Raw genomic sequence first — 16,475 nt, forward strand, 5'->3', positions numbered from 1 at the left:
CCGTTCTTACTGAGGCGGTGATGCAGGTCTATGGCTAGCAGCTGTTTTTTAAATTTCCATAGGAAAAAACGACTTTATCGATCGTTAAAACAGATCAATAATTGCTGTTTGAGTGGTTTAATCTATTGGTTGGGGGCGCTGTGGTGAGCAAGGATGGATCGGATATCAAACGTAGAGCATGGCTGTGTGTGTTTATCGGTAGCGGGCTGTTCTGGCTGTTAACCGCCGCCGTGATTTACTGGTTACTGAGTTAGCAGGTTAAGCAGGAAGGCGATTCGTGAACAAAAAGCAGGCTAAAAACCGTGAGGGCGCTGAGCGTCGCGCACAGTCCAAAATTCCGCCGTCATGGGTGCTGAGCGATGAGCAGCGCGCCTTTATTGATGATTTATGGCAGGACACCGACTCTGAGCCCGTGCGGCCCCCATTGCGCCGCAGCATTAGCTGATCACGCGGCTGCGGCCGGCCAGCGCGCCGAACAGCATTTGCAAGACGGTCAGACCCAGCAGGGCGATCAACGGCAAGCGCCAGCCTTCCGTCAGATCGTGCAGCAGGCCGAATAGGGTGGGCCCCAGCGCCGCCAACAGATAACCGACGGATTGCGCCATACCCGACAACAGCGTCGCCTGATGATGATGCTGACTGCGCAATCCAAAGAACGACAGCGCCAGCACCAGCGAACTCCCCGCCCCCAACCCGGCAAACGTCAGCCACACCAGTGAACTGGCGGGTTGCACCAATAATCCCCCGACGCCGATGAAGATCAGCAGAGAGCTGCCCAACGCGATCGCCCGCTGATCGCGCGCCCGCGGCAAAATCACCACCATGACAAAGTTGGCGACGATCGCCACCACCTGGTAAACGAACAGTTCGAAACCCGCCTGCTGAGCGGAGGTGCCGTGGCTGGCGGCAAAAGCGCTGAACCAGCCGATGATGGTGTAGAAGGCGATCGATTGCAGCCCCATGAACATCGCCACTTGCCAACCCAGCGCGCTGCCCCAGGGAGAGCGATAGCGTTGCGGCTCCGTCGGCTGCGGCTCTTTAGTGGCGGGTGTGGCGGAGCGCCGCAGCTGCGGCAACCACACCAGCAGCGCCAACAGCGCAGGCAAGCCCCAGCATAACAAGGAGAACCGCCAGCCAAGGTCGGCCAGCGAAGCCAGTGGCACGGCCAAACCTGAAGCGATGGCGGCAACCAGCGACATCACCGCCGCATAGGCGGCGATCATCGCGGCGGCGCGATGTGGGAAATCTCTTTTCACCAGCGTCGGCAGCACCACGTTGGCGAAGGCGATGGCGGCGCCGATCAGGATGCTGCCCGGCCATAGCATGGCGTCTTGCGGCAGGGAGCGCAGGGCGATGCCGCAGATCAGCAGCGCGAGGGCGAGGCCCAGGGTGCGCTCGATACCGATGCGTTTCGCCAGCGTCGGGGTCAATGGCGAGAGGATGGCGAACAGGATCAGCGGCAGCGAATTGATCAGGCCGGCGGCGGTGGCGGACAACGCCAGCTGTTGCTGGATCTGCTCCAGCAGCGGGCCGACGCTGGTCAGGGCGGCGCGCAAATTGGCCGCGATCAGCATAATGCCGACGATCAGCAGAATAGGGCGGTGTAACCGGCGACGCGGGGTCCCGGTGGACGCTGGGGGTGAAGCGGGTTGCGGCATGGGTTCCTCGCATCAAGGCATGCAGTCAATCAGTGCTGCATGGCGTGATGCGTTGATTGACGTTAACGCTTACGTACCGAAAATCGACGGTATCCGTTCGCCAGTGTAGGGAAGATGTCTCGTGCTGACAAGGGGACGGCCCGGCGGGATGGCGGCGGTTAATCCCCGCCGGCCGACGGATAATTGCCATTATGTGATCCTGGTCACTGAGTGAACTAAAAGTCATGGCGCGGGGCGCACCATGCGTCGCTTTCGCTTTCCGTGCAGCCCACGCCTCAGCGCTCCGGGGGTTATCGCCCGTCATGGCATTTCACTTTTCCCCCCTTCCGCTTTTAGGCTTTTCGATCCGTTTCGATTCGAAAGGTTTTTTGGCGGTTTTTTTGCTAAAACGGGGCTGTAAGCCCGATCACAATTTCATTGCTTTCGCTTTGCTGTAATGCCAGCGCAGTAGAGCGAAAGCCATCTTCTCCCCGGCGATGCCGGAAACCTGAGGACCGCAGCTCATGCCAGTGAATACCGCAAAGCGACGTGAACACATTATCGATCTGTTATGCGAGCACGGCAGCGTGCGCGTGGAGCAGCTCAGCAAACAGTTTGCGGTATCCACGGTGACGATCCGCAACGATCTGCGCTTTCTGGAACGAAAAGGGTGTGCGCTGCGCGCTTACGGCGGCGCGATGCTCAATCAGCAATTCGCTTTCGATCGGCCGCTGCGGGACAAAGGGCGGTTGAATCGCGACGTCAAAACGCTGATCGCCAACGCGGCGGCCGGCTATGTGCGCGACGGCGATGCGCTGATCCTCGATTCCGGTTCAACCACCGCGCAGATCGTGCCGTTCCTGAAGGGGCGGCGCGATCTGGTGGTGATGACCAATGCGCTGAACATTGCCTACGAGCTTTCGGGAAACGACGGGGTGGAAGTCATGGTGCTGGGGGGCAGCGTGCGCCGCAACTCTTACTCACTCTACGGTCCGGCTGCCGAGCAGCAATTGCGTCAGTACCGCTTCGACAAACTGTTTTTGGGCGTCGACGGGTTCGATCTGAGCGCCGGCATCACCACGCCTCACCCCGGTGAAGCGCACCTCAATCGCGTGATGTGCGAGGTGGCGCGCGAGATTATCGCGGTGGCGGATGCCAGCAAATTCGGTCGCAAAAGCTTTTGCATGATTCGCGAAGCCGGACAAATCCATCGGCTGATCACCGACAGCCGTCTTCCGGACGATTACGAGCGGGCGTTAACCGAGCTGGGCGTTGAGGTCATCATCGCCGATCGGTAGCACGGCGCCTGCATGGGGGCTTCATGCAGCAGTTGTTACAGCTTGTCGAGCAGCACAAGGCCGGTATGCCGGTCGGGATCTTTTCCGTCTGTTCCGCCCATCCCTGGGTTCTGAAGGCCGCGCTGCGGCAGGCCAAAGCGCGTGGCACGCCGGTGTTGGTGGAGGCGACGTCCAATCAGGTCAATCAGTTCGGCGGCTATACCGGCCAAACGGCGGCCCAGTTTCGCGATGCGCTGTGGCGTCTGGCGGATGAAGTGGGCCTGGCGCGCGAGCGCGTGTGGCTGGGCGGCGATCATCTGGGGCCCAACGCTTGGCAAGATCGCCCGGCTCAGGAAGCGATGGCGCTGGCGGAAACCTTGATAGACGATTACGTTCGCGCCGGATTTCGCAAAATTCACCTCGATTGTTCCATGTCGTGCGCCGATGATCCCTCGCCTCTGGGGGATGCCACGGTTGCCGAGCGGGCGGCGCGTTTGTGCGCGGTAGCGGAACGCGCCTGGGCGCAGAGCGGCGGCGAAGCGCCGGTCTATGTGATCGGCACCGAAGTGCCGGTGCCGGGCGGCGCGCAGGAGGCGCTGGCGGGTCTACAGGTCACCACGCCGCAGGCGGTGGCGCAAACGCTGGAAACACATCGTATCGCCTGGCAAAAGGCCGAGCTGAACGATGCCTGGCAGCGAACTATTGCGCTCGTGGTGCAGCCGGGCGTTGAGTTCGATCACCACAGCGTTGAGCACTACCAGCCACAGCGCGCCGACGCATTGAGCCATTTCATTGAACGGCAGCCGGGCATGATCTATGAAGCGCACTCCACGGACTATCAGCCGCCGCAGGCCTACCGCCAGCTGGTGCGCGATCATTTCGCCATCCTGAAGGTGGGGCCGGCGCTGACCTTCGCGCTGCGCGAAGCGCTGTTCGCCCTCGATCGCATCGAACGCGAATGGCTGGGGGAACGTCAGTCGGCGCAGCTGTGCGCCACGCTGGAGCAGGTGATGCGCGAGCAGCCGCAGCAGTGGAGCCGCTATTACCAGGGCACGCCGCACCAACAGTACCTCGATCGCCACTACAGCCTGAGCGATCGGGTGCGTTACTACTGGCCGCAGCCGCAGGTGCAGCAGGCGGTCGACGGTTTGCTGGACAACCTGCGCCGCAGCCCGGCGCCGCTGGCGCTGCTCAGCCAGTACCTGCCGGATCAGGCGCGGGCGCTGAACGCCGGCGAATTGAGCGCCGATCCGCAGGAGTGGGTGCTGCATAAAGTGACGCAGGTGCTCGACGATTACCACGCCGCCTGTTACCCGGAGGGCCGCTGATATGCCGAACATTTTAATGACCCGCATCGACAATCGCCTGGTGCACGGCCAGGTAGGCGTGACCTGGACCAATACCCTCGGCGCCAACCTGGTGGTGGTGGCCAACGACGAGGCCGCCGCCGATCCGGTGCAGCAGAACCTGATGGACATGGTGGTGGCGGAAGGGGTGCAGACCCGTTATTTCACGCTGCAGAAAACCATTGACGTGATCCACAAGGCGGCGGATCGGCAGAAGATCTTTCTGGTGTGCAAAACGCCGCAGGACGTGTTGACGCTGGTGCGCGGTGGGGTGCCGATCCGTTTCGTCAACGTCGGCAATATGCACTTCGCCGAGGGGAAGCGGCAGGTGCACAAAACGGTGTCGCTAGACGACGGCGACGTGGCCGCGTTCCGCGCGCTGGCGGAACTGGGCGTGGAGTGCGAAGTGCGCCGGGTGCCGGATGAAGCGGGCGAGGCGATCGGCAAACTGCTCTTTTGAGCCAGGGGGAAAGCATGTTGACGGATGCGTTATTGATTGCGCTGTTGGCCGGGCTGGCGGGGGTTGACCTGTTCGACGGTCTGACCCACTTCCACCGGCCGGTAGTGATGGGGCCGTTGGTGGGGCTGATTTTGGGCGATGTCTATACCGGGTTGCTGGTGGGCGGCACGCTGGAGCTGGTGTGGATGGGGATGGTGCCGTTGGCGGGAGCCCAACCGCCTAACGTGGTGATCGGCGGGGTGATCGGCACCGCATTCGCCATTCTGACCAAAGCCGATCCTAAAGTGGCGATCGGCGTGGCGGTGCCTTTCTCGATTGCGGTGCAGGGCTGCATCACGCTGCTGTTTACGCTGTTTTCACCGATGATGCACCGCTGCGATCGCATGGTGAAAGCGCTGAACTGGCGCGGCATCGAACGGGTGAATTACCTGGGCATCAGCATTCTGTTCATCTTCTATTTCGTGGTGGCGTTCCTGCCGATTTACTTCGGCGCCGATGCGGCCAGCGCCATGGTGCAGAAGGCGCCGGGCTGGCTGCTGGACGGGCTGGCGGTGGCGGGCGGCATGATGCCGGCGATCGGTTTCTCGCTGCTGATGAAAGTGATGATGAAAAAAACCTACGTGGCCTATTTTATCCTCGGTTTCATCTCGGTCACGTTTCTCAAGCTGCCGATCCTGGCGGTGGCGCTGGGGGCTCTGGCGATCGCTCTGATCGACTTCTTCAACACGCAACGCGGCGCGGCAGAGGCAACCACCCGGCCCGCTCCGCAGGAGGACGCCGAAGATGGCATTTAACGATTCCGACGATCTGCTGGCGCAAAAAGCCGAGCAGCGCATGGCGCAGGCGCTGGCCACCAGCCAGGTGGAACAGGACGATTATCTGGACAGCCAGCCCGCCGAAGCGCTGACGCGCGGCGACATCAACCGCATGGCCTGGCGTTCGCTGCTGTTGCAGGCGTCGTTCAACTACGAGCGCATGCAGGCGGGCGGCTGGCTGTATCAGTTGATCCCCGGGCTGCGCAAGATCCACCGCAACCCGCAGGATCTGGCCAACTCGATGAAGATGCACATGGAATTTATCAACGTGCACCCGTTCGACGTCACCTTCCTGTCCGGCCTGGTGCTGGCGATGGAGCAGAACAAGGAGAAAATCTCCACCATTCGCGCGGTGAAAGTGGCGCTGATGGGGCCGCTCGGCGGCATCGGCGACGCGCTGTTTTGGCTGACGCTGCTGCCGATCTGCGCCGGCATAGGCGCTTCGCTGGCATTGGAGGGCAGCCTGTTCGGGCCGATCGTTTTCCTGCTGCTGTTCAACCTGTTCCACTTCGGCCTGCGTTTTGGGCTGGCGCACTACGGCTATCAGGCCGGCACCAGCGCGCTGGCGCTGCTGAAGACCCACACCCGGCGCATTTCGCACGCTGCCTCCATTGTCGGCATGACGGTGATCGGCGCGCTGGTGGCCTCGTATGTGCACCTGTCCACGCCGCTGGTGATGCATGCCGGCAAGGCCAGCGTGGCGCTGCAGACCGACGTGCTGGACAAGCTGATGCCCAACTTGTTGCCGCTGTGTTTCACGCTGCTCATTTTCTTCCTGATGAAGCGCGGATTCTCGCCGGTGAAGCTGATTGGCGTCACCGTAGTCATCGGCGTGGCGGGCAAATTTATCGGTATTTTGTGAGGAGCGGGCTATGCCAGGCATTGTGATTACCGGCCACGGCGGCTTTGCCACCGGGCTGTTGCAGGCGGTGGAACAGGTGGTGGGGCCGCAGCGGCACTGTGCGGCGGTTGATTTCCCCGAACAGATGAGCACCGCGCAGCTCAACGACGCCTTACGCTCGGCGTTGGCGGCAGTGGCGCAGCCGGACGGTGTGGTGTTCCTCACCGATATGCTCGGCGGTTCGCCGTTTCGCAGCGCCTGCGAGCTGGCGGATGCGCAGGGGGATTGTGAAGTGCTGACTGGTGTCAACATGCAGTTGGCGGCGGAAATGATGCTGGAGCGCGATGGGCTGAGCCTGGATGAATTTCGCGAGATGGCTTTGGCGTGCGGTAAACGCGGGCTGACCAGCCTGTGGCATGAACGCCGCCGGGTGAAGTGCGAAGACGCGCAGGCCGATGGCATCTGAACGAAAACCGGGCGCGCTTGCGCCCGGCTTCGTGAGTTATGCCGGCAACGGGCTCAGCGCCAGGCGCGCCGGTTGGTCTTCGCCGCGGCTGAAGCGCCAGCAGGTCTGGTGGTACTTCGCCACGCTGTTGCGGTGCGCTACGCTGATCAGCGTCATGTCCGGCAGTTCATCCACCAGCAGGCAGTACATCAGTTGCTCGGTTTCGTCGTCCAGCGCGCTGGTGGCTTCGTCAAGGAACAGGAGGTTCGGGCGAATCAACAGGGCGCGGGCGAACGCCAGCCGCTGTTGCTCACCCGGCGACAGGCGATGGCTCCAGTTGGCGGAGGTATCCAGCCAGCGCTGCAGGTGTTTCAGACGGCAGTTTTCCAGCACCCGCATCAACTGTTCGTCGCTGTATTCTGACGCCAGGCTCGGGTAGCTCAGCGCCTCGCGCAGCGTGCCGATCGGAATGTAGCTGCGCTGGGGCAGGAACAGCGTGTTGGCGTTGGCCGCCACCCCGATGGCGCCCGCGCCGTAAGGCCAGATACCGGCGATGGCCCGCAGCAGCGTCGACTTGCCGCAGCCGGAAGGGCCGACGATCAGCAGGCGATCGCCGCGTTGCAGCGTCATCTCGGCGCCGGCCAGCAGCGGCTGGCCGTCGGGCAAGTTCAGGCTGAGGTTATCCAGCGTCAACGGATGGGCGCTCTCTTCCCGCAACTGAATGCCGCGCGGCTGATGGTGAACCTGATCGACGGCGGCGTTGAAGCCGGCCAAACGGTTAACGCAGGCTTTCCAGGTCGCCAAGTCGTTAAACGCGTCGATAAACCACGACAGCGCACCCTGCACCTGGCCGAAGGCCGAGGCGATCTGCATCAGGCCGCCCATCTGAATGGCGCCGGAGAAGTAGCGCGGCGCCGCCACCAGCAGGGGAAACACGATGGCGAACTGGCCGTAGAAGTTGGTGGCGATGTTCAGCCGCCGGGTGATGCGCATGATCGCCCACCAGTTGCTGCGAATGGTGTCGAAACGGTCACCCAACTGTTGCGCCTCGCGCGGTTCGCCGTGGTATAGCGCAATGGCGTCGTTGTTTTCGCGGATGCGGATCAGGCCGAAACGGAAGTTCGCCTCATACCGCTCCTGGTTAAAGCCCAGCATGACCAGCGGTTTGCCGACCCACCAGATCAGCAGCGATCCCAGCACCGCATACAGCAGCGCGAACCACACCATATAGCCGGGTAAGGTGATGGCGTGTTGACCGAGCGCGAAGGTCATCGGCCCGCTGACGTGCCATAAAATGTCGATGAAGGAAAACAGCGTCACCAGGCTGGAGAGCAGCCCGAGCGACAGTGACAGGGTATATTGGGTCAGTACGTTGAGATCTTCAGCGATACGCTGATCGGGGTTATCGACGATCTGCTGCTGCTCGGTGTGGTAATACGCCTGGTGCGCCAGCCATTTTCCCATGAACTTTTCCGTCATCCAGCGGCGCCAGCGCATCTGCAGCCCCTGAGTCAGGTAGATCTTGTAGACCGCCAGCACGATGAAGATCAGCGCCAGATAGGTGAAGCGCCACAGCTGCGCCTTGAACACCGGGTAGTTTTTGTTCTGCAACGCATCGTAGAACACCTGGTTCCACTGGTTGATCTGCACGCTGATATAGACCAGACCGAGCGACAGGATGACGATGGCGATCAACATCGCCCAGGCGCGCCATCGCTCCTCAGACACCCAAAAGGGTTTGATCAGCTGCCACACGGCGTGTTTCTGCAAGGGGGTTGCGTTCATAACGGCTCGATAATTGCGGTATTTTGTTCAGCATGGGCTGCGGGCCGGTAACAAACAAACCGCGACTGTAAGCAGTTTTGACTCCGCTAACCGTTTGAAATAAGGCGGCTGAATCGCCAGCGGCGCGTTGGCGGGCGCAATTGCGGCATACACTCCGGCGCAGGGCGGTTATACTGGCGCCGAATTTTTGCAGAAAGGATAAACGATGAAGGCTTGGTTTCCCCTGTTGCTGACCTGCGGCGTCTTCGCCAGCGCCCGGGCCTGGGCGCACATTGACGAGCCGGACATCGCCGCCGATTGCCAAAAGGTGGCGAGCTACGCCGAACTGGGAAAAAAGGCCTATCAGCGGCAAGATTACGCCAAAGCCGCCGACATCTTTCGCGATCAGGCGGCCTGGAGCGAGTTTTGCGGCCTGAGCGAGCAGGCTATCGCCACGGCTTACAACAACGTGGCGCTGTCGCTGATGCACGCCGGCGAATTGCTCAAGGCGCAGGCCTATCTGGCGCTGGCGCCGCACGATGACAAATCGCAGCACAACCTGAGCCTGTTGCGCCAACGGCTGGCGCAGCGGCCGCAGCCGCAGGGGCCGGGCGGCGTGTACTGGCAATACGCCGGGCGAGGCGTGTGGAGCGAAGTGGCGGTGAAGCCGCAGGGCGAGCGCTGGTTGATCGATTTCTCCGGCTACGCCATGCCGCAGATGGGGCTGTATTACGGGCCGAACATGGGGGACTTCTCCGCCGAGCTGCCGATCGAACACGGCAAGGCTGTCTACCACCAGCATGAAGCGGAAAGCGCGCAGGTCTGCGACGTGACGATGGAGTTTGGCGAGCAAGCGTTGGAAATGCACACGCGGGGCGATTGCGGGTTCGGCCGCAACGTGCGGGCGGAAGGGCGGTTCGTGCGGGTAGAATGACCCGCCCCGACGATCGGGGCGAGCAGGGTTATGCCAGCGCGGCGGCGCCCAGCAGGTTCTTCCAGGCTTCCACATTACCCAGATAGTTGCCGGCTGGCAGCAGATGCAGGCGGCCATCACTATCCTGCAGCGCAAAGGTCGGGAAGCCCTGGCCTTGCACTTTGGCCAGCAACGCCCGGCTTTCCGCGATGTGTTGCGCGGTCGGTGCGCCGCTGTTGAAGCGCATTTCGGCGATAAACGCCGCCGAAGGCAACCCCAGCTCTTTCGCCAACGCCTCCAGCACTGGTGTATCGGCGATGCGCCGGCCTTCCTTATAGTGCGCCTGCTGAATGCGGTGCAACATATCCAGCCCGCGTCCAGACAGCTTTTCCGCCGCCAGGATAGCGGTGATCGGCGGTTCGGAATCCATCACCGCCGTGGTGTCGCGCAGCAGGCCGTTGAAATAGGCTTCGCCGAACGGCTGGCCCGTCATTTCGGCGATGCGTTTGTCGTGCGGAATGACGTAGTTGCGCCACTCGTCGGTGATCTGGCGGCGATTGTTGCCGGTCATCATGCCGCCGGCGTGCGGTACGATCTTCAGCCCGGGGAGGCTCTGAGCCGCTTTCACCAGCGGCGCGGCGCCGTAGCACCAGCCGCACAGCGGATCGAAAATGTAATGCAGAGTGGTTTCGGTCATTTTTACTCCTCGTCTGGCGCGCGGCAGCTCGCCGCGGCGCCAGGGCTGGCTCAATCACGCACGGGCGCTTATTGCGGCCACTTCATCTCGCCTTTCAGCACTTTCGCGCTCAGTTCCAGGCTCGATTCGTCTTTCAGCGTCGGGTAGTGCTTTTTCATCGCTTCAATCAGCGCGGCGGAATCCTTGGCCTTCGGCAGTTCGGCTTCCAGCGTGGTCAGGTATTTTTGGGTAAAGTGCACCGATGCCAGCGTCTGTGCGGCGCCCGGCAGGAAGTGGCCCGGCACGACGACCTGCGGCTTCAGCGCTTCGATGTTTTTCAGCGTCTGCTGCCAGTGCTGACGCGATTCTACGGTCTGGTTATCGGCGATCCACGGATGGATATTGTCACCGGCGACCGCGACGCCGCCCACGACCGCTTTCAGCGCCGGGATCCAGACGAAGGTGCGATCGGGGGTCGGGCCGTTCAGGCCTTTCACTTCCACTTTCTGGCCGTCGATGGTGAAGCTGTCGCCCTGCAGCGGCTGCGGCACGATCACGGTTTTCGGCGCGTTGTCTTTCAGGATCGGGCCCCAATAGGCGACTTTGCCGTCTTTGGTGGCGTTGATGTCCTTGATGGTGCCTGGCGAAGCGATGATTTTCGCCTCCGGGAAAGCGGCCTTAATCACGTCCAGACCGAAGTAGAAATCCGGGTCTGAGTGGCTGATATAAACGGTGGTCAGCTTCTTGCCGGTCGCCTTGATCTTTTTCACCAGCTCTTCGGCATCGTTGCGCTGGAACTGTGCGTCGATCAGCGCCACTTCGTGTTGGCCGCTGATGATTTCGGAAGACACCGGGAACACGCTTTTCTCGCCCGGGTTATACACTTCCATGGTCAGGGTATCGGCAGCGGTGGCGTAGGTGCTCAGGGTGGCGACGCCGGTGAAGGCCAGAGTTAACAGTGATTTCTTAAACATGGGCAGAGGTCCTTAGGTATCGGTTAATGTTGTAATGATGTTAGGTTGCATAAAGCGATAGAAAAACCGGATAATAAGCAATTATTCGTTGCATAAATCGGACTAATCATGGATCGCATTACCGCCGCTGAGGTTTTTGTCACCATCGTCGATCGCGGCAGCATGATCGCCGCTGCGGAAACGCTGGAGATGTCGCGCGCAATGGTCACTCGCTACCTGGCGCAGATGGAGCAGTGGGCCGGGGCGCGTTTACTGCACCGCACTACCCGTAAGCTTAGTCTGACCGACGCCGGTGAGCGTACTTTGGAGCGCTGCCGACAAATGTTGGCGCTGGCGGGGGAGATCGATCTGGTGGAGGAAGGGCAGAGCGACGAACTGCGCGGCCTGCTGCGCATCACCTGTTCGCAGTCGCTCGGGCAAACGGCGCTGGTGGGGGCCGTCGCCCAGTATCTGAAGCGTCACCCGCAGGTGGCGGTCGATCTGCAGATGAACAACCGGGCGGTGAACCTGGTGGAAGAGCGCATCGATCTGGCGCTGCGCATCACCAACGAGCTGGATCCCAACCTGATCGCCCGTCCGCTGTCCACCTGCGCATCGGTGGTGTGCGCCGCGCCGGCGTATCTGGCGGCACACGGCACCCCGCGCCAACCGCAGGATCTGGCGTTGCACAACTGCCTGACCTACTCCTATTTCGGCAAAAGCCTGTGGCACTTCGATGCTCAGGGGGTGAAATCGGCGGTGGCGGTCAGCGGCAACCTGAGCGCCAACGAGTCGGTGGTGTTGATGGCTGGCACGGTGCAGGGCGCGGGCATTTCCATGCAGCCCTATTATTCGGCGGCCCCGCTGCTGGCCAGCGGCGAACTGGTCGAATTGTTGCCGGATTACCGGCCGCAGTCGATGGGCATCTACGGCATCTACACCTCGCGTCGCCAGATGCCCGCCACCTTGCGCACCATGCTGGACTTTCTGGTGGAGTGGTTCGCCACCGATCCGCAGTGGCAGGCGACGCTGCGCTAAGGTCTCGGCAATATTCCCTGGCCGCTTTCAGCGCCTGACAGCGGCGGCCAGCCGGGCGGAGAAGCGTGCCGCCTGCTGATGCAGATGGTCGATAAAGGCCGTGACCAGCGCCGATGAAGGGCGGTGCAGCGGCCGGATTAGGCTGACGGTGAACGGCACGTCGATGCTGAACGGCCGCACGTGCACGCCGCTGCCGGCATAGTCGAGCGCCGTCAGCGGGTTAACGATCGACACCCCCACGCCGGCTCTCACCATGGCGCACACCGACGCCGCACTGTGCGTTTCCATCACCATGCGGCGCTCGACGCCCTGTTCGCCGAACAGCGCATCCAGCAAGTGACGATAGCTGTCGGTGCTCGACAGGCTGATAAAGTTCTGCCCGGCGAAGTCCTGCGGCGTCAGCTGGTCTTTTACCAGCAGCGGGTGGCCCGTCGGCAGCACGCACACTTCGTTCAACGTCATCAGCGTCACCCGTTCGGTGCCCGCCGGCGTGAGGGTGGTTTCCGTCAGCCCGAGATCGTGGCGCTGGGCAGACAGCCACTCTTCCAGCAGCGGCGACTCTTGCGGGATCACGCTGAAGCTGACTTCCGGATAACGTTCGATAAAGGGCTGGCACACCGCCGGCAGCAGCGATTGGGAGAATACCGGCAGACACACGATCGACAGCTGCGCCTGCTGAAACTGGCGGATGCCGGCGGCGGCGTTGACGATGCGATCGAGGCCGTAATAGGAGCGCTGTACCTCTTCGAACAGCCGTAACCCTTGCACGGTGGGGGACAAACGCCCGCGCACCCGGTCGAACAGCTGCAGCCGAATCAGCTTTTCAAAGCGCGCCAGCTCGCGGCTGACGGTCGGTTGCGAGGTTTGCAGCAGGGCTGCCGCCTCGGTCAGGTTGCCGGTGGTCATCACCGCCCGAAAGATTTCGATCTGCCGCAAAGAGATACTGTGCATGGCGAGGCCGCTCGACTGTAGAGAAAGCCATATCATAAATGAATAGACTACGGCTAAATAGATATTTTCCACTCGATTCAGCGTGCGGCACTATGGCCTTATCTGCCGTCATTTTCGAATTGGGAATATCGCCATGCCACGCCCGTTGCACGACACCTCCACCGCGTTGAACGCCGCTAACCTGCTGGCCTTGCCGCAGCGTTTCGGTTGCCCGGTCTGGGCCTATGATGCCGACATCATCAGCCAGCGCATCGCTCAGCTGCGCCACTTCGACACCATTCGTTTCGCGCAGAAGGCCTGTTCGAACATTCATATTTTGCGCTTGATGCGCGAGCAGGGCGTGAAGGTGGATTCGGTGTCGCTGGGCGAGATCGAACGGGCGCTGCAGGCCGGTTTTCAACCGGGCGGCGAACCGAGCGAGATCGTGTTTACCGCGGACGTGTTGGATCACGCCACGCTGGCGCGCGTCAGCGAATTGAAGATCCCGGTTAACGCCGGTTCCATCGACATGCTGGATCAGCTCGGCCAGGTTTCCGCCGGGCATCCGGTGTGGCTGCGCATTAATCCGGGGTTTGGCCATGGCCACAGCCAGAAAACCAACACCGGCGGCGAGAACAGCAAGCACGGCATCTGGTATGCCGACCTGCCGCAGGCGGTGGAGAAAATTCGCCGCTACGGCCTGAAACTGATCGGCGTGCATATGCACATCGGTTCCGGGGTCGATTACCAGCATCTGGAGCGGGTCTGCGATGCGATGGTGCAGCAGGTGATCGATCTCGGTCATGACATCAGCGCCATTTCCGCCGGCGGCGGCCTGTCTATCCCGTATCAGTACGGCGAAGAGGCGATCGATACCGAACACTATTTCGGTTTGTGGAACCGGGCGCGTGAACGCATCGCCGCGCATCTGGGGCATCCGGTGCAGCTGGAGATCGAACCCGGGCGTTTCCTGATGGCAGAAGCGGGCATCTTGGTGGCCGAAGTGCGGGCGGTAAAAGACATGGGCAGCCGCCACTTCGTGCTGGTGGACGCCGGTTTTAACGATCTGATGCGCCCGGCGATGTACGGCAGTTACCACCATATTTCGCTGTTGCCGGCCGATGGGCGCGATACCTCGGGGCAAGCGCTGCGCGACACGGTGATCGCCGGGCCGCTGTGCGAATCCGGCGACGTGTTTACCCAGCAGGCGGGCGGCGGCGTGGAAACCCGCGAGCTGCCGCCGGTGCAGATCGGCGATTATCTGGTGTTCCACGATACCGGCGCCTACGGCGCGTCGATGTCCTCCAACTACAACAGCCGTCCGCTGTTGCCTGAAGTGCTGTTCGAAAACGGCGAGCCGCGTTTGATCCGCCGCCGCCAAACCATCGAAGAGCTGATCGCGCTGGAACTTATCTGATCAGCGGGCGGGCGCCTGGCGCCCGCTTCACAGCGTCATGCGGCGGTGCTGGCCATTGGGCAATTGCACATCCAGCGACAGCGTGCCGCCCATCGCCTCGATATAGCGTTTGAGCGACGACAGTTTGATTTCGCTGCCGCGCTTTTCCAAATTGGCGACGGAGGGTTGGCTGATGCCGAGCCGCTTCGCCAATTCAACCTGAGAAACCGCCAACTCTTCCCTCAGCATCGCCAGCCGCAGCTCGAAAATCTCCTGGTCCGCTTTTTGCCTGGCGGCGGCAACGACGGCGGGATCGAGTTTATCGATCAGTTGGGATAAAGGTTTGGCCATCTGCACTACCTCCGGGTTGCCAGATAATGTGAAAACTCCATGGCGGCGATGGGCAACATGCGCTGGTAAAAGCGTTTGTCGCCGGTTTTATCGCCGCCGCACAGCAATACCGCTTGCCGCTGTGGATCAAAGGCGAAAAACACCCTGAAAGGGCGCCCGCGATGTTGAATGCGCAGCTCCTTCAACTGCCGGACCGCGTCGGAAAAATGCAGCGTATCGGCATGCGGCCGCGCCAATTGCGGACCGAACGTCTGCAATTTGTAGATCGCCGCCAGGATGCTTGTTTGCTGGGCGTTGTTGAGCGCCAAAAACCAGTCGTCAAACCGTTCGACGGTCACCACTTGCCACATGACGCGCTCCGAATATAGCGTTTATGCTATATAGTGTAAAGGTTATTGTGCCAACAATATGCACGAACGCTGGGAGCGGAAAAAATCCAAAAGCGGGAAATGCGGCGGGCTGCGCAATCTGAGCGCATGGGTGACGGCTCACCCATGCGGCGGCGGGAATTACGGCTGTTCGTGTGCGTTGTTGAGGGTGGCGACCGAGTGGCGGCGCACCAGCGTTGGGCTGAACATGTTGGTGATTTCCGGCAGCGGTTGCCGGTTGGCCAGCGCCAGCGCCAGCTCCGCCGCCTGGGTGGCCATCGCCACGATCGGGTAGCGAATGGTGGTCAGGCGCGGCCGAAGATAGCGCGAAATCAGCACGTCGTCGAAACCGATCAGCGAAATTTCCCCCGGTACGTCGACGCTGTTATCGCTCAGCACCGAAAGCGCGCCGGCGGCCATCGGATCGTTGTAACAGGTAATGGCGGAGAACGAACGGCCGCGGCCGAGCAATTCGGTCATCGCCTGTTCGCCGCCGATTTCGTCCGGTTCGCCATAGGCGATCAGCTTTTCATCCACCGCGATACCGTGTTCCCGCAGCGCGTCGAGATAGCCCTGCAGCCGGTCGGTGGCGTCGGAAATCTGGTGGGTGGAGCAGATGATGGCGATGCGCTGATGCCCTTGCTGGATCAAATGACGGGTTGCCAGCCAGGCGCCGTAGCGATCGTCGAGCGCCACGCAGCGCGTTTCGAAGCCCGGCAGCGTGCGATTGATCAGCACCATGCCCGGGATCTGTTGCATCCAGCCGCAAAGTTCCTGATCGCTCAGTCTTTTGGCGTGCACCACCAGCGCTTCGCAGCGGTGCCGCACCAGTTGTTCAATCGCTTGACGCTCTTTTTCGGCGTCGTGGTAACCGTTGCCAATCAGCAGAAAATTGTGGGTGGCGTAGGCCACCTGCTCGACCGCTTTGACCATCGCGCCGAAGAAGGGATCGGAAACGTCGGAGACGATCAGCCCCAGCGTCTCGGTGGATTGCTGCGCCAGCGCCCGAGCGTTGGCGTTAGGGTGATACTGCAGCTGTTCCATCGCGGCCTGCACCGCGGTGCGCGACCCTTCGCTGGCCTTGGGGGAATTGTTTATCACGCGGGATACCGTGGCCACGGAAACCCCCGCCAGCCTGGCAACATCCTTTATCGTAGCCATATCAGTCAACACATCCTGGGTAATCGCTTACATCCCCCAGTTTTGCGGAAAAAAACCGGGGCTGCAAGCGGTCTCGTGCGCAACTTGTGGCGGCGGTTGCAGAA

The 16,475-nt window shown here is 61.7% G+C and carries 19 protein-coding genes; 11 read left to right on the top strand and 8 right to left on the bottom strand.

All coding sequences use genetic code 11. The annotated features are described in order from the left end of the window. Positions 1 to 140: 140 nt before the first annotated feature. On the top strand, positions 141 to 254 hold the full coding sequence (locus L085_RS24585) for a YmiA family putative membrane protein (protein WP_049232362.1): 114 nt from the start codon (positions 141 to 143) through the stop codon (positions 252 to 254). 23 nt (positions 255 to 277) lie between these two features. Then, positions 278 to 445, top strand: coding sequence for a hypothetical protein (locus L085_RS25580; protein WP_193378780.1), 168 nt, complete (start codon positions 278 to 280; stop codon positions 443 to 445). On the opposite strand, the gene L085_RS08835 is transcribed toward L085_RS25580, so the two are convergent. Continuing rightward, positions 438 to 1,658, bottom strand: coding sequence for an MFS transporter (locus L085_RS08835; RefSeq protein ID WP_031300604.1), 1,221 nt, complete (start codon positions 1,656 to 1,658; stop codon positions 438 to 440). The two genes, L085_RS25580 and L085_RS08835, sit on opposite strands and share 8 nt — an antisense overlap. 503 nt (positions 1,659 to 2,161) lie before the next feature. Between L085_RS08835 and agaR the strand changes: the two genes are divergently transcribed. Genes agaR through agaF form a run of 6 tightly spaced genes read left to right on the top strand, consistent with a single transcriptional unit; the run spans position 2,162 to position 6,842 of the window. After that, on the top strand, positions 2,162 to 2,935 hold the full coding sequence (gene agaR / locus L085_RS08840; RefSeq protein ID WP_004931804.1) for a transcriptional repressor AgaR: 774 nt from the start codon (positions 2,162 to 2,164) through the stop codon (positions 2,933 to 2,935). 23 nt (positions 2,936 to 2,958) lie between these two features. Next, complete coding sequence (locus tag L085_RS08845) at positions 2,959 to 4,242, top strand: D-tagatose-bisphosphate aldolase, class II, non-catalytic subunit (RefSeq protein WP_044030589.1); 1,284 nt, start codon at positions 2,959 to 2,961, stop codon at positions 4,240 to 4,242. A gap of 1 nt (position 4,243) precedes the next feature. Further along, positions 4,244 to 4,720 (top strand): PTS N-acetylgalactosamine transporter subunit IIB, encoded by a 477-nt coding sequence (gene agaV / locus L085_RS08850; protein WP_004931808.1) that lies wholly within the window; start codon positions 4,244 to 4,246, stop codon positions 4,718 to 4,720. A 14-nt stretch (positions 4,721 to 4,734) separates the two neighbouring features. Next, positions 4,735 to 5,514, top strand: a complete 780-nt coding sequence (gene agaW / locus L085_RS08855) for a PTS N-acetylgalactosamine transporter subunit IIC (RefSeq protein ID WP_015378935.1) — start codon at positions 4,735 to 4,737, stop codon at positions 5,512 to 5,514. Beyond that, positions 5,504 to 6,397, top strand: a complete 894-nt coding sequence (locus tag L085_RS08860) for a PTS system mannose/fructose/sorbose family transporter subunit IID (protein WP_015378934.1) — start codon at positions 5,504 to 5,506, stop codon at positions 6,395 to 6,397. Before agaW ends, L085_RS08860 begins: the two co-directional genes overlap by 11 nt. A 10-nt stretch (positions 6,398 to 6,407) precedes the next feature. Beyond that, positions 6,408 to 6,842, top strand: a complete 435-nt coding sequence (agaF, locus tag L085_RS08865) for a PTS galactosamine/N-acetylgalactosamine transporter subunit IIA (RefSeq protein WP_004931813.1) — start codon at positions 6,408 to 6,410, stop codon at positions 6,840 to 6,842. A 36-nt stretch (positions 6,843 to 6,878) separates the two neighbouring features. On the opposite strand, the gene L085_RS08870 is transcribed toward agaF, so the two are convergent. Further along, positions 6,879 to 8,606 carry an ABC transporter ATP-binding protein/permease gene (locus L085_RS08870; protein WP_015378932.1) on the bottom strand — a complete coding sequence of 576 codons (1,728 nt, stop codon included), beginning with the start codon at positions 8,604 to 8,606 and terminating at the stop codon, positions 6,879 to 6,881. 205 nt (positions 8,607 to 8,811) lie between these two features. Here L085_RS08870 and L085_RS08875 point away from each other — a divergent pair, with 205 nt between their 5' ends. Then, positions 8,812 to 9,519: a hypothetical protein gene (locus L085_RS08875; RefSeq protein ID WP_044030590.1), complete on the top strand. Its 708-nt coding sequence runs from the start codon at positions 8,812 to 8,814 to the stop codon at positions 9,517 to 9,519. 28 nt (positions 9,520 to 9,547) lie between these two features. Here L085_RS08875 and L085_RS08880 read toward each other — a convergent pair whose 3' ends face one another. Next, positions 9,548 to 10,195, bottom strand: a complete 648-nt coding sequence (locus tag L085_RS08880; RefSeq protein WP_004931818.1) for a DsbA family protein — start codon at positions 10,193 to 10,195, stop codon at positions 9,548 to 9,550. A gap of 68 nt (positions 10,196 to 10,263) precedes the next feature. Further along, positions 10,264 to 11,148, bottom strand: a complete 885-nt coding sequence (locus L085_RS08885; protein WP_044030591.1) for an MBL fold metallo-hydrolase — start codon at positions 11,146 to 11,148, stop codon at positions 10,264 to 10,266. A 108-nt stretch (positions 11,149 to 11,256) separates the two neighbouring features. Between L085_RS08885 and L085_RS08890 the strand changes: the two genes are divergently transcribed. Beyond that, positions 11,257 to 12,165 carry a LysR family transcriptional regulator gene (locus L085_RS08890; protein WP_015378928.1) on the top strand — a complete coding sequence of 303 codons (909 nt, stop codon included), beginning with the start codon at positions 11,257 to 11,259 and terminating at the stop codon, positions 12,163 to 12,165. A gap of 27 nt (positions 12,166 to 12,192) precedes the next feature. Here L085_RS08890 and L085_RS08895 read toward each other — a convergent pair whose 3' ends face one another. Next, positions 12,193 to 13,116 carry a LysR family transcriptional regulator gene (locus L085_RS08895; RefSeq protein WP_021505677.1) on the bottom strand — a complete coding sequence of 308 codons (924 nt, stop codon included), beginning with the start codon at positions 13,114 to 13,116 and terminating at the stop codon, positions 12,193 to 12,195. A 133-nt stretch (positions 13,117 to 13,249) separates the two neighbouring features. Here L085_RS08895 and lysA point away from each other — a divergent pair, with 133 nt between their 5' ends. Beyond that, complete coding sequence (gene lysA / locus L085_RS08900) at positions 13,250 to 14,512, top strand: diaminopimelate decarboxylase (protein WP_044030592.1); 1,263 nt, start codon at positions 13,250 to 13,252, stop codon at positions 14,510 to 14,512. A 27-nt stretch (positions 14,513 to 14,539) separates the two neighbouring features. Here lysA and L085_RS08905 read toward each other — a convergent pair whose 3' ends face one another. The 3 genes from L085_RS08905 to galR form a co-directional block, all read right to left on the bottom strand. Beyond that, on the bottom strand, positions 14,540 to 14,842 hold the full coding sequence (locus L085_RS08905) for a helix-turn-helix domain-containing protein (protein ID WP_004931828.1): 303 nt from the start codon (positions 14,840 to 14,842) through the stop codon (positions 14,540 to 14,542). Positions 14,843 to 14,847: 5 nt separating this feature from the next. After that, positions 14,848 to 15,192 (bottom strand): type II toxin-antitoxin system RelE/ParE family toxin, encoded by a 345-nt coding sequence (locus L085_RS08910; protein WP_004931830.1) that lies wholly within the window; start codon positions 15,190 to 15,192, stop codon positions 14,848 to 14,850. 159 nt (positions 15,193 to 15,351) lie between these two features. Further along, positions 15,352 to 16,371 carry an HTH-type transcriptional regulator GalR gene (gene galR / locus L085_RS08915; RefSeq protein ID WP_004931832.1) on the bottom strand — a complete coding sequence of 340 codons (1,020 nt, stop codon included), beginning with the start codon at positions 16,369 to 16,371 and terminating at the stop codon, positions 15,352 to 15,354. Positions 16,372 to 16,475 lie beyond the last annotated feature (104 nt).

Origin of the sequence: Serratia sp. FS14 (assembly GCF_000695995.1) — a bacterium.
Taxonomy (GTDB): Bacteria; Pseudomonadota; Gammaproteobacteria; order Enterobacterales; family Enterobacteriaceae; genus Serratia; species Serratia nematodiphila.

What these genes read in the sequence shown, in the direction of transcription:
- L085_RS08835 (WP_031300604.1), bottom strand. Translation starts at nt 1,658, where the DNA reads ATGCCGCAACCCGCTTCACCCCCAGCGTCCACCGGGACCCCGCGTCGC.
- agaR (WP_004931804.1), top strand. Translation starts at nt 2,162, where the DNA reads ATGCCAGTGAATACCGCAAAGCGACGTGAACACATTATCGATCTGTTA.
- L085_RS08845 (WP_044030589.1), top strand. Translation starts at nt 2,959, where the DNA reads ATGCAGCAGTTGTTACAGCTTGTCGAGCAGCACAAGGCCGGTATGCCG.
- agaV (WP_004931808.1), top strand. Translation starts at nt 4,244, where the DNA reads ATGCCGAACATTTTAATGACCCGCATCGACAATCGCCTGGTGCACGGC.
- agaW (WP_015378935.1), top strand. Translation starts at nt 4,735, where the DNA reads ATGTTGACGGATGCGTTATTGATTGCGCTGTTGGCCGGGCTGGCGGGG.
- L085_RS08860 (WP_015378934.1), top strand. Translation starts at nt 5,504, where the DNA reads ATGGCATTTAACGATTCCGACGATCTGCTGGCGCAAAAAGCCGAGCAG.
- agaF (WP_004931813.1), top strand. Translation starts at nt 6,408, where the DNA reads ATGCCAGGCATTGTGATTACCGGCCACGGCGGCTTTGCCACCGGGCTG.
- L085_RS08870 (WP_015378932.1), bottom strand. Translation starts at nt 8,606, where the DNA reads ATGAACGCAACCCCCTTGCAGAAACACGCCGTGTGGCAGCTGATCAAA.
- L085_RS08875 (WP_044030590.1), top strand. Translation starts at nt 8,812, where the DNA reads ATGAAGGCTTGGTTTCCCCTGTTGCTGACCTGCGGCGTCTTCGCCAGC.
- L085_RS08880 (WP_004931818.1), bottom strand. Translation starts at nt 10,195, where the DNA reads ATGACCGAAACCACTCTGCATTACATTTTCGATCCGCTGTGCGGCTGG.
- L085_RS08885 (WP_044030591.1), bottom strand. Translation starts at nt 11,148, where the DNA reads ATGTTTAAGAAATCACTGTTAACTCTGGCCTTCACCGGCGTCGCCACC.
- L085_RS08890 (WP_015378928.1), top strand. Translation starts at nt 11,257, where the DNA reads ATGGATCGCATTACCGCCGCTGAGGTTTTTGTCACCATCGTCGATCGC.
- L085_RS08895 (WP_021505677.1), bottom strand. Translation starts at nt 13,116, where the DNA reads ATGCACAGTATCTCTTTGCGGCAGATCGAAATCTTTCGGGCGGTGATG.
- lysA (WP_044030592.1), top strand. Translation starts at nt 13,250, where the DNA reads ATGCCACGCCCGTTGCACGACACCTCCACCGCGTTGAACGCCGCTAAC.
- L085_RS08905 (WP_004931828.1), bottom strand. Translation starts at nt 14,842, where the DNA reads ATGGCCAAACCTTTATCCCAACTGATCGATAAACTCGATCCCGCCGTC.
- L085_RS08910 (WP_004931830.1), bottom strand. Translation starts at nt 15,192, where the DNA reads ATGTGGCAAGTGGTGACCGTCGAACGGTTTGACGACTGGTTTTTGGCG.
- galR (WP_004931832.1), bottom strand. Translation starts at nt 16,371, where the DNA reads ATGGCTACGATAAAGGATGTTGCCAGGCTGGCGGGGGTTTCCGTGGCC.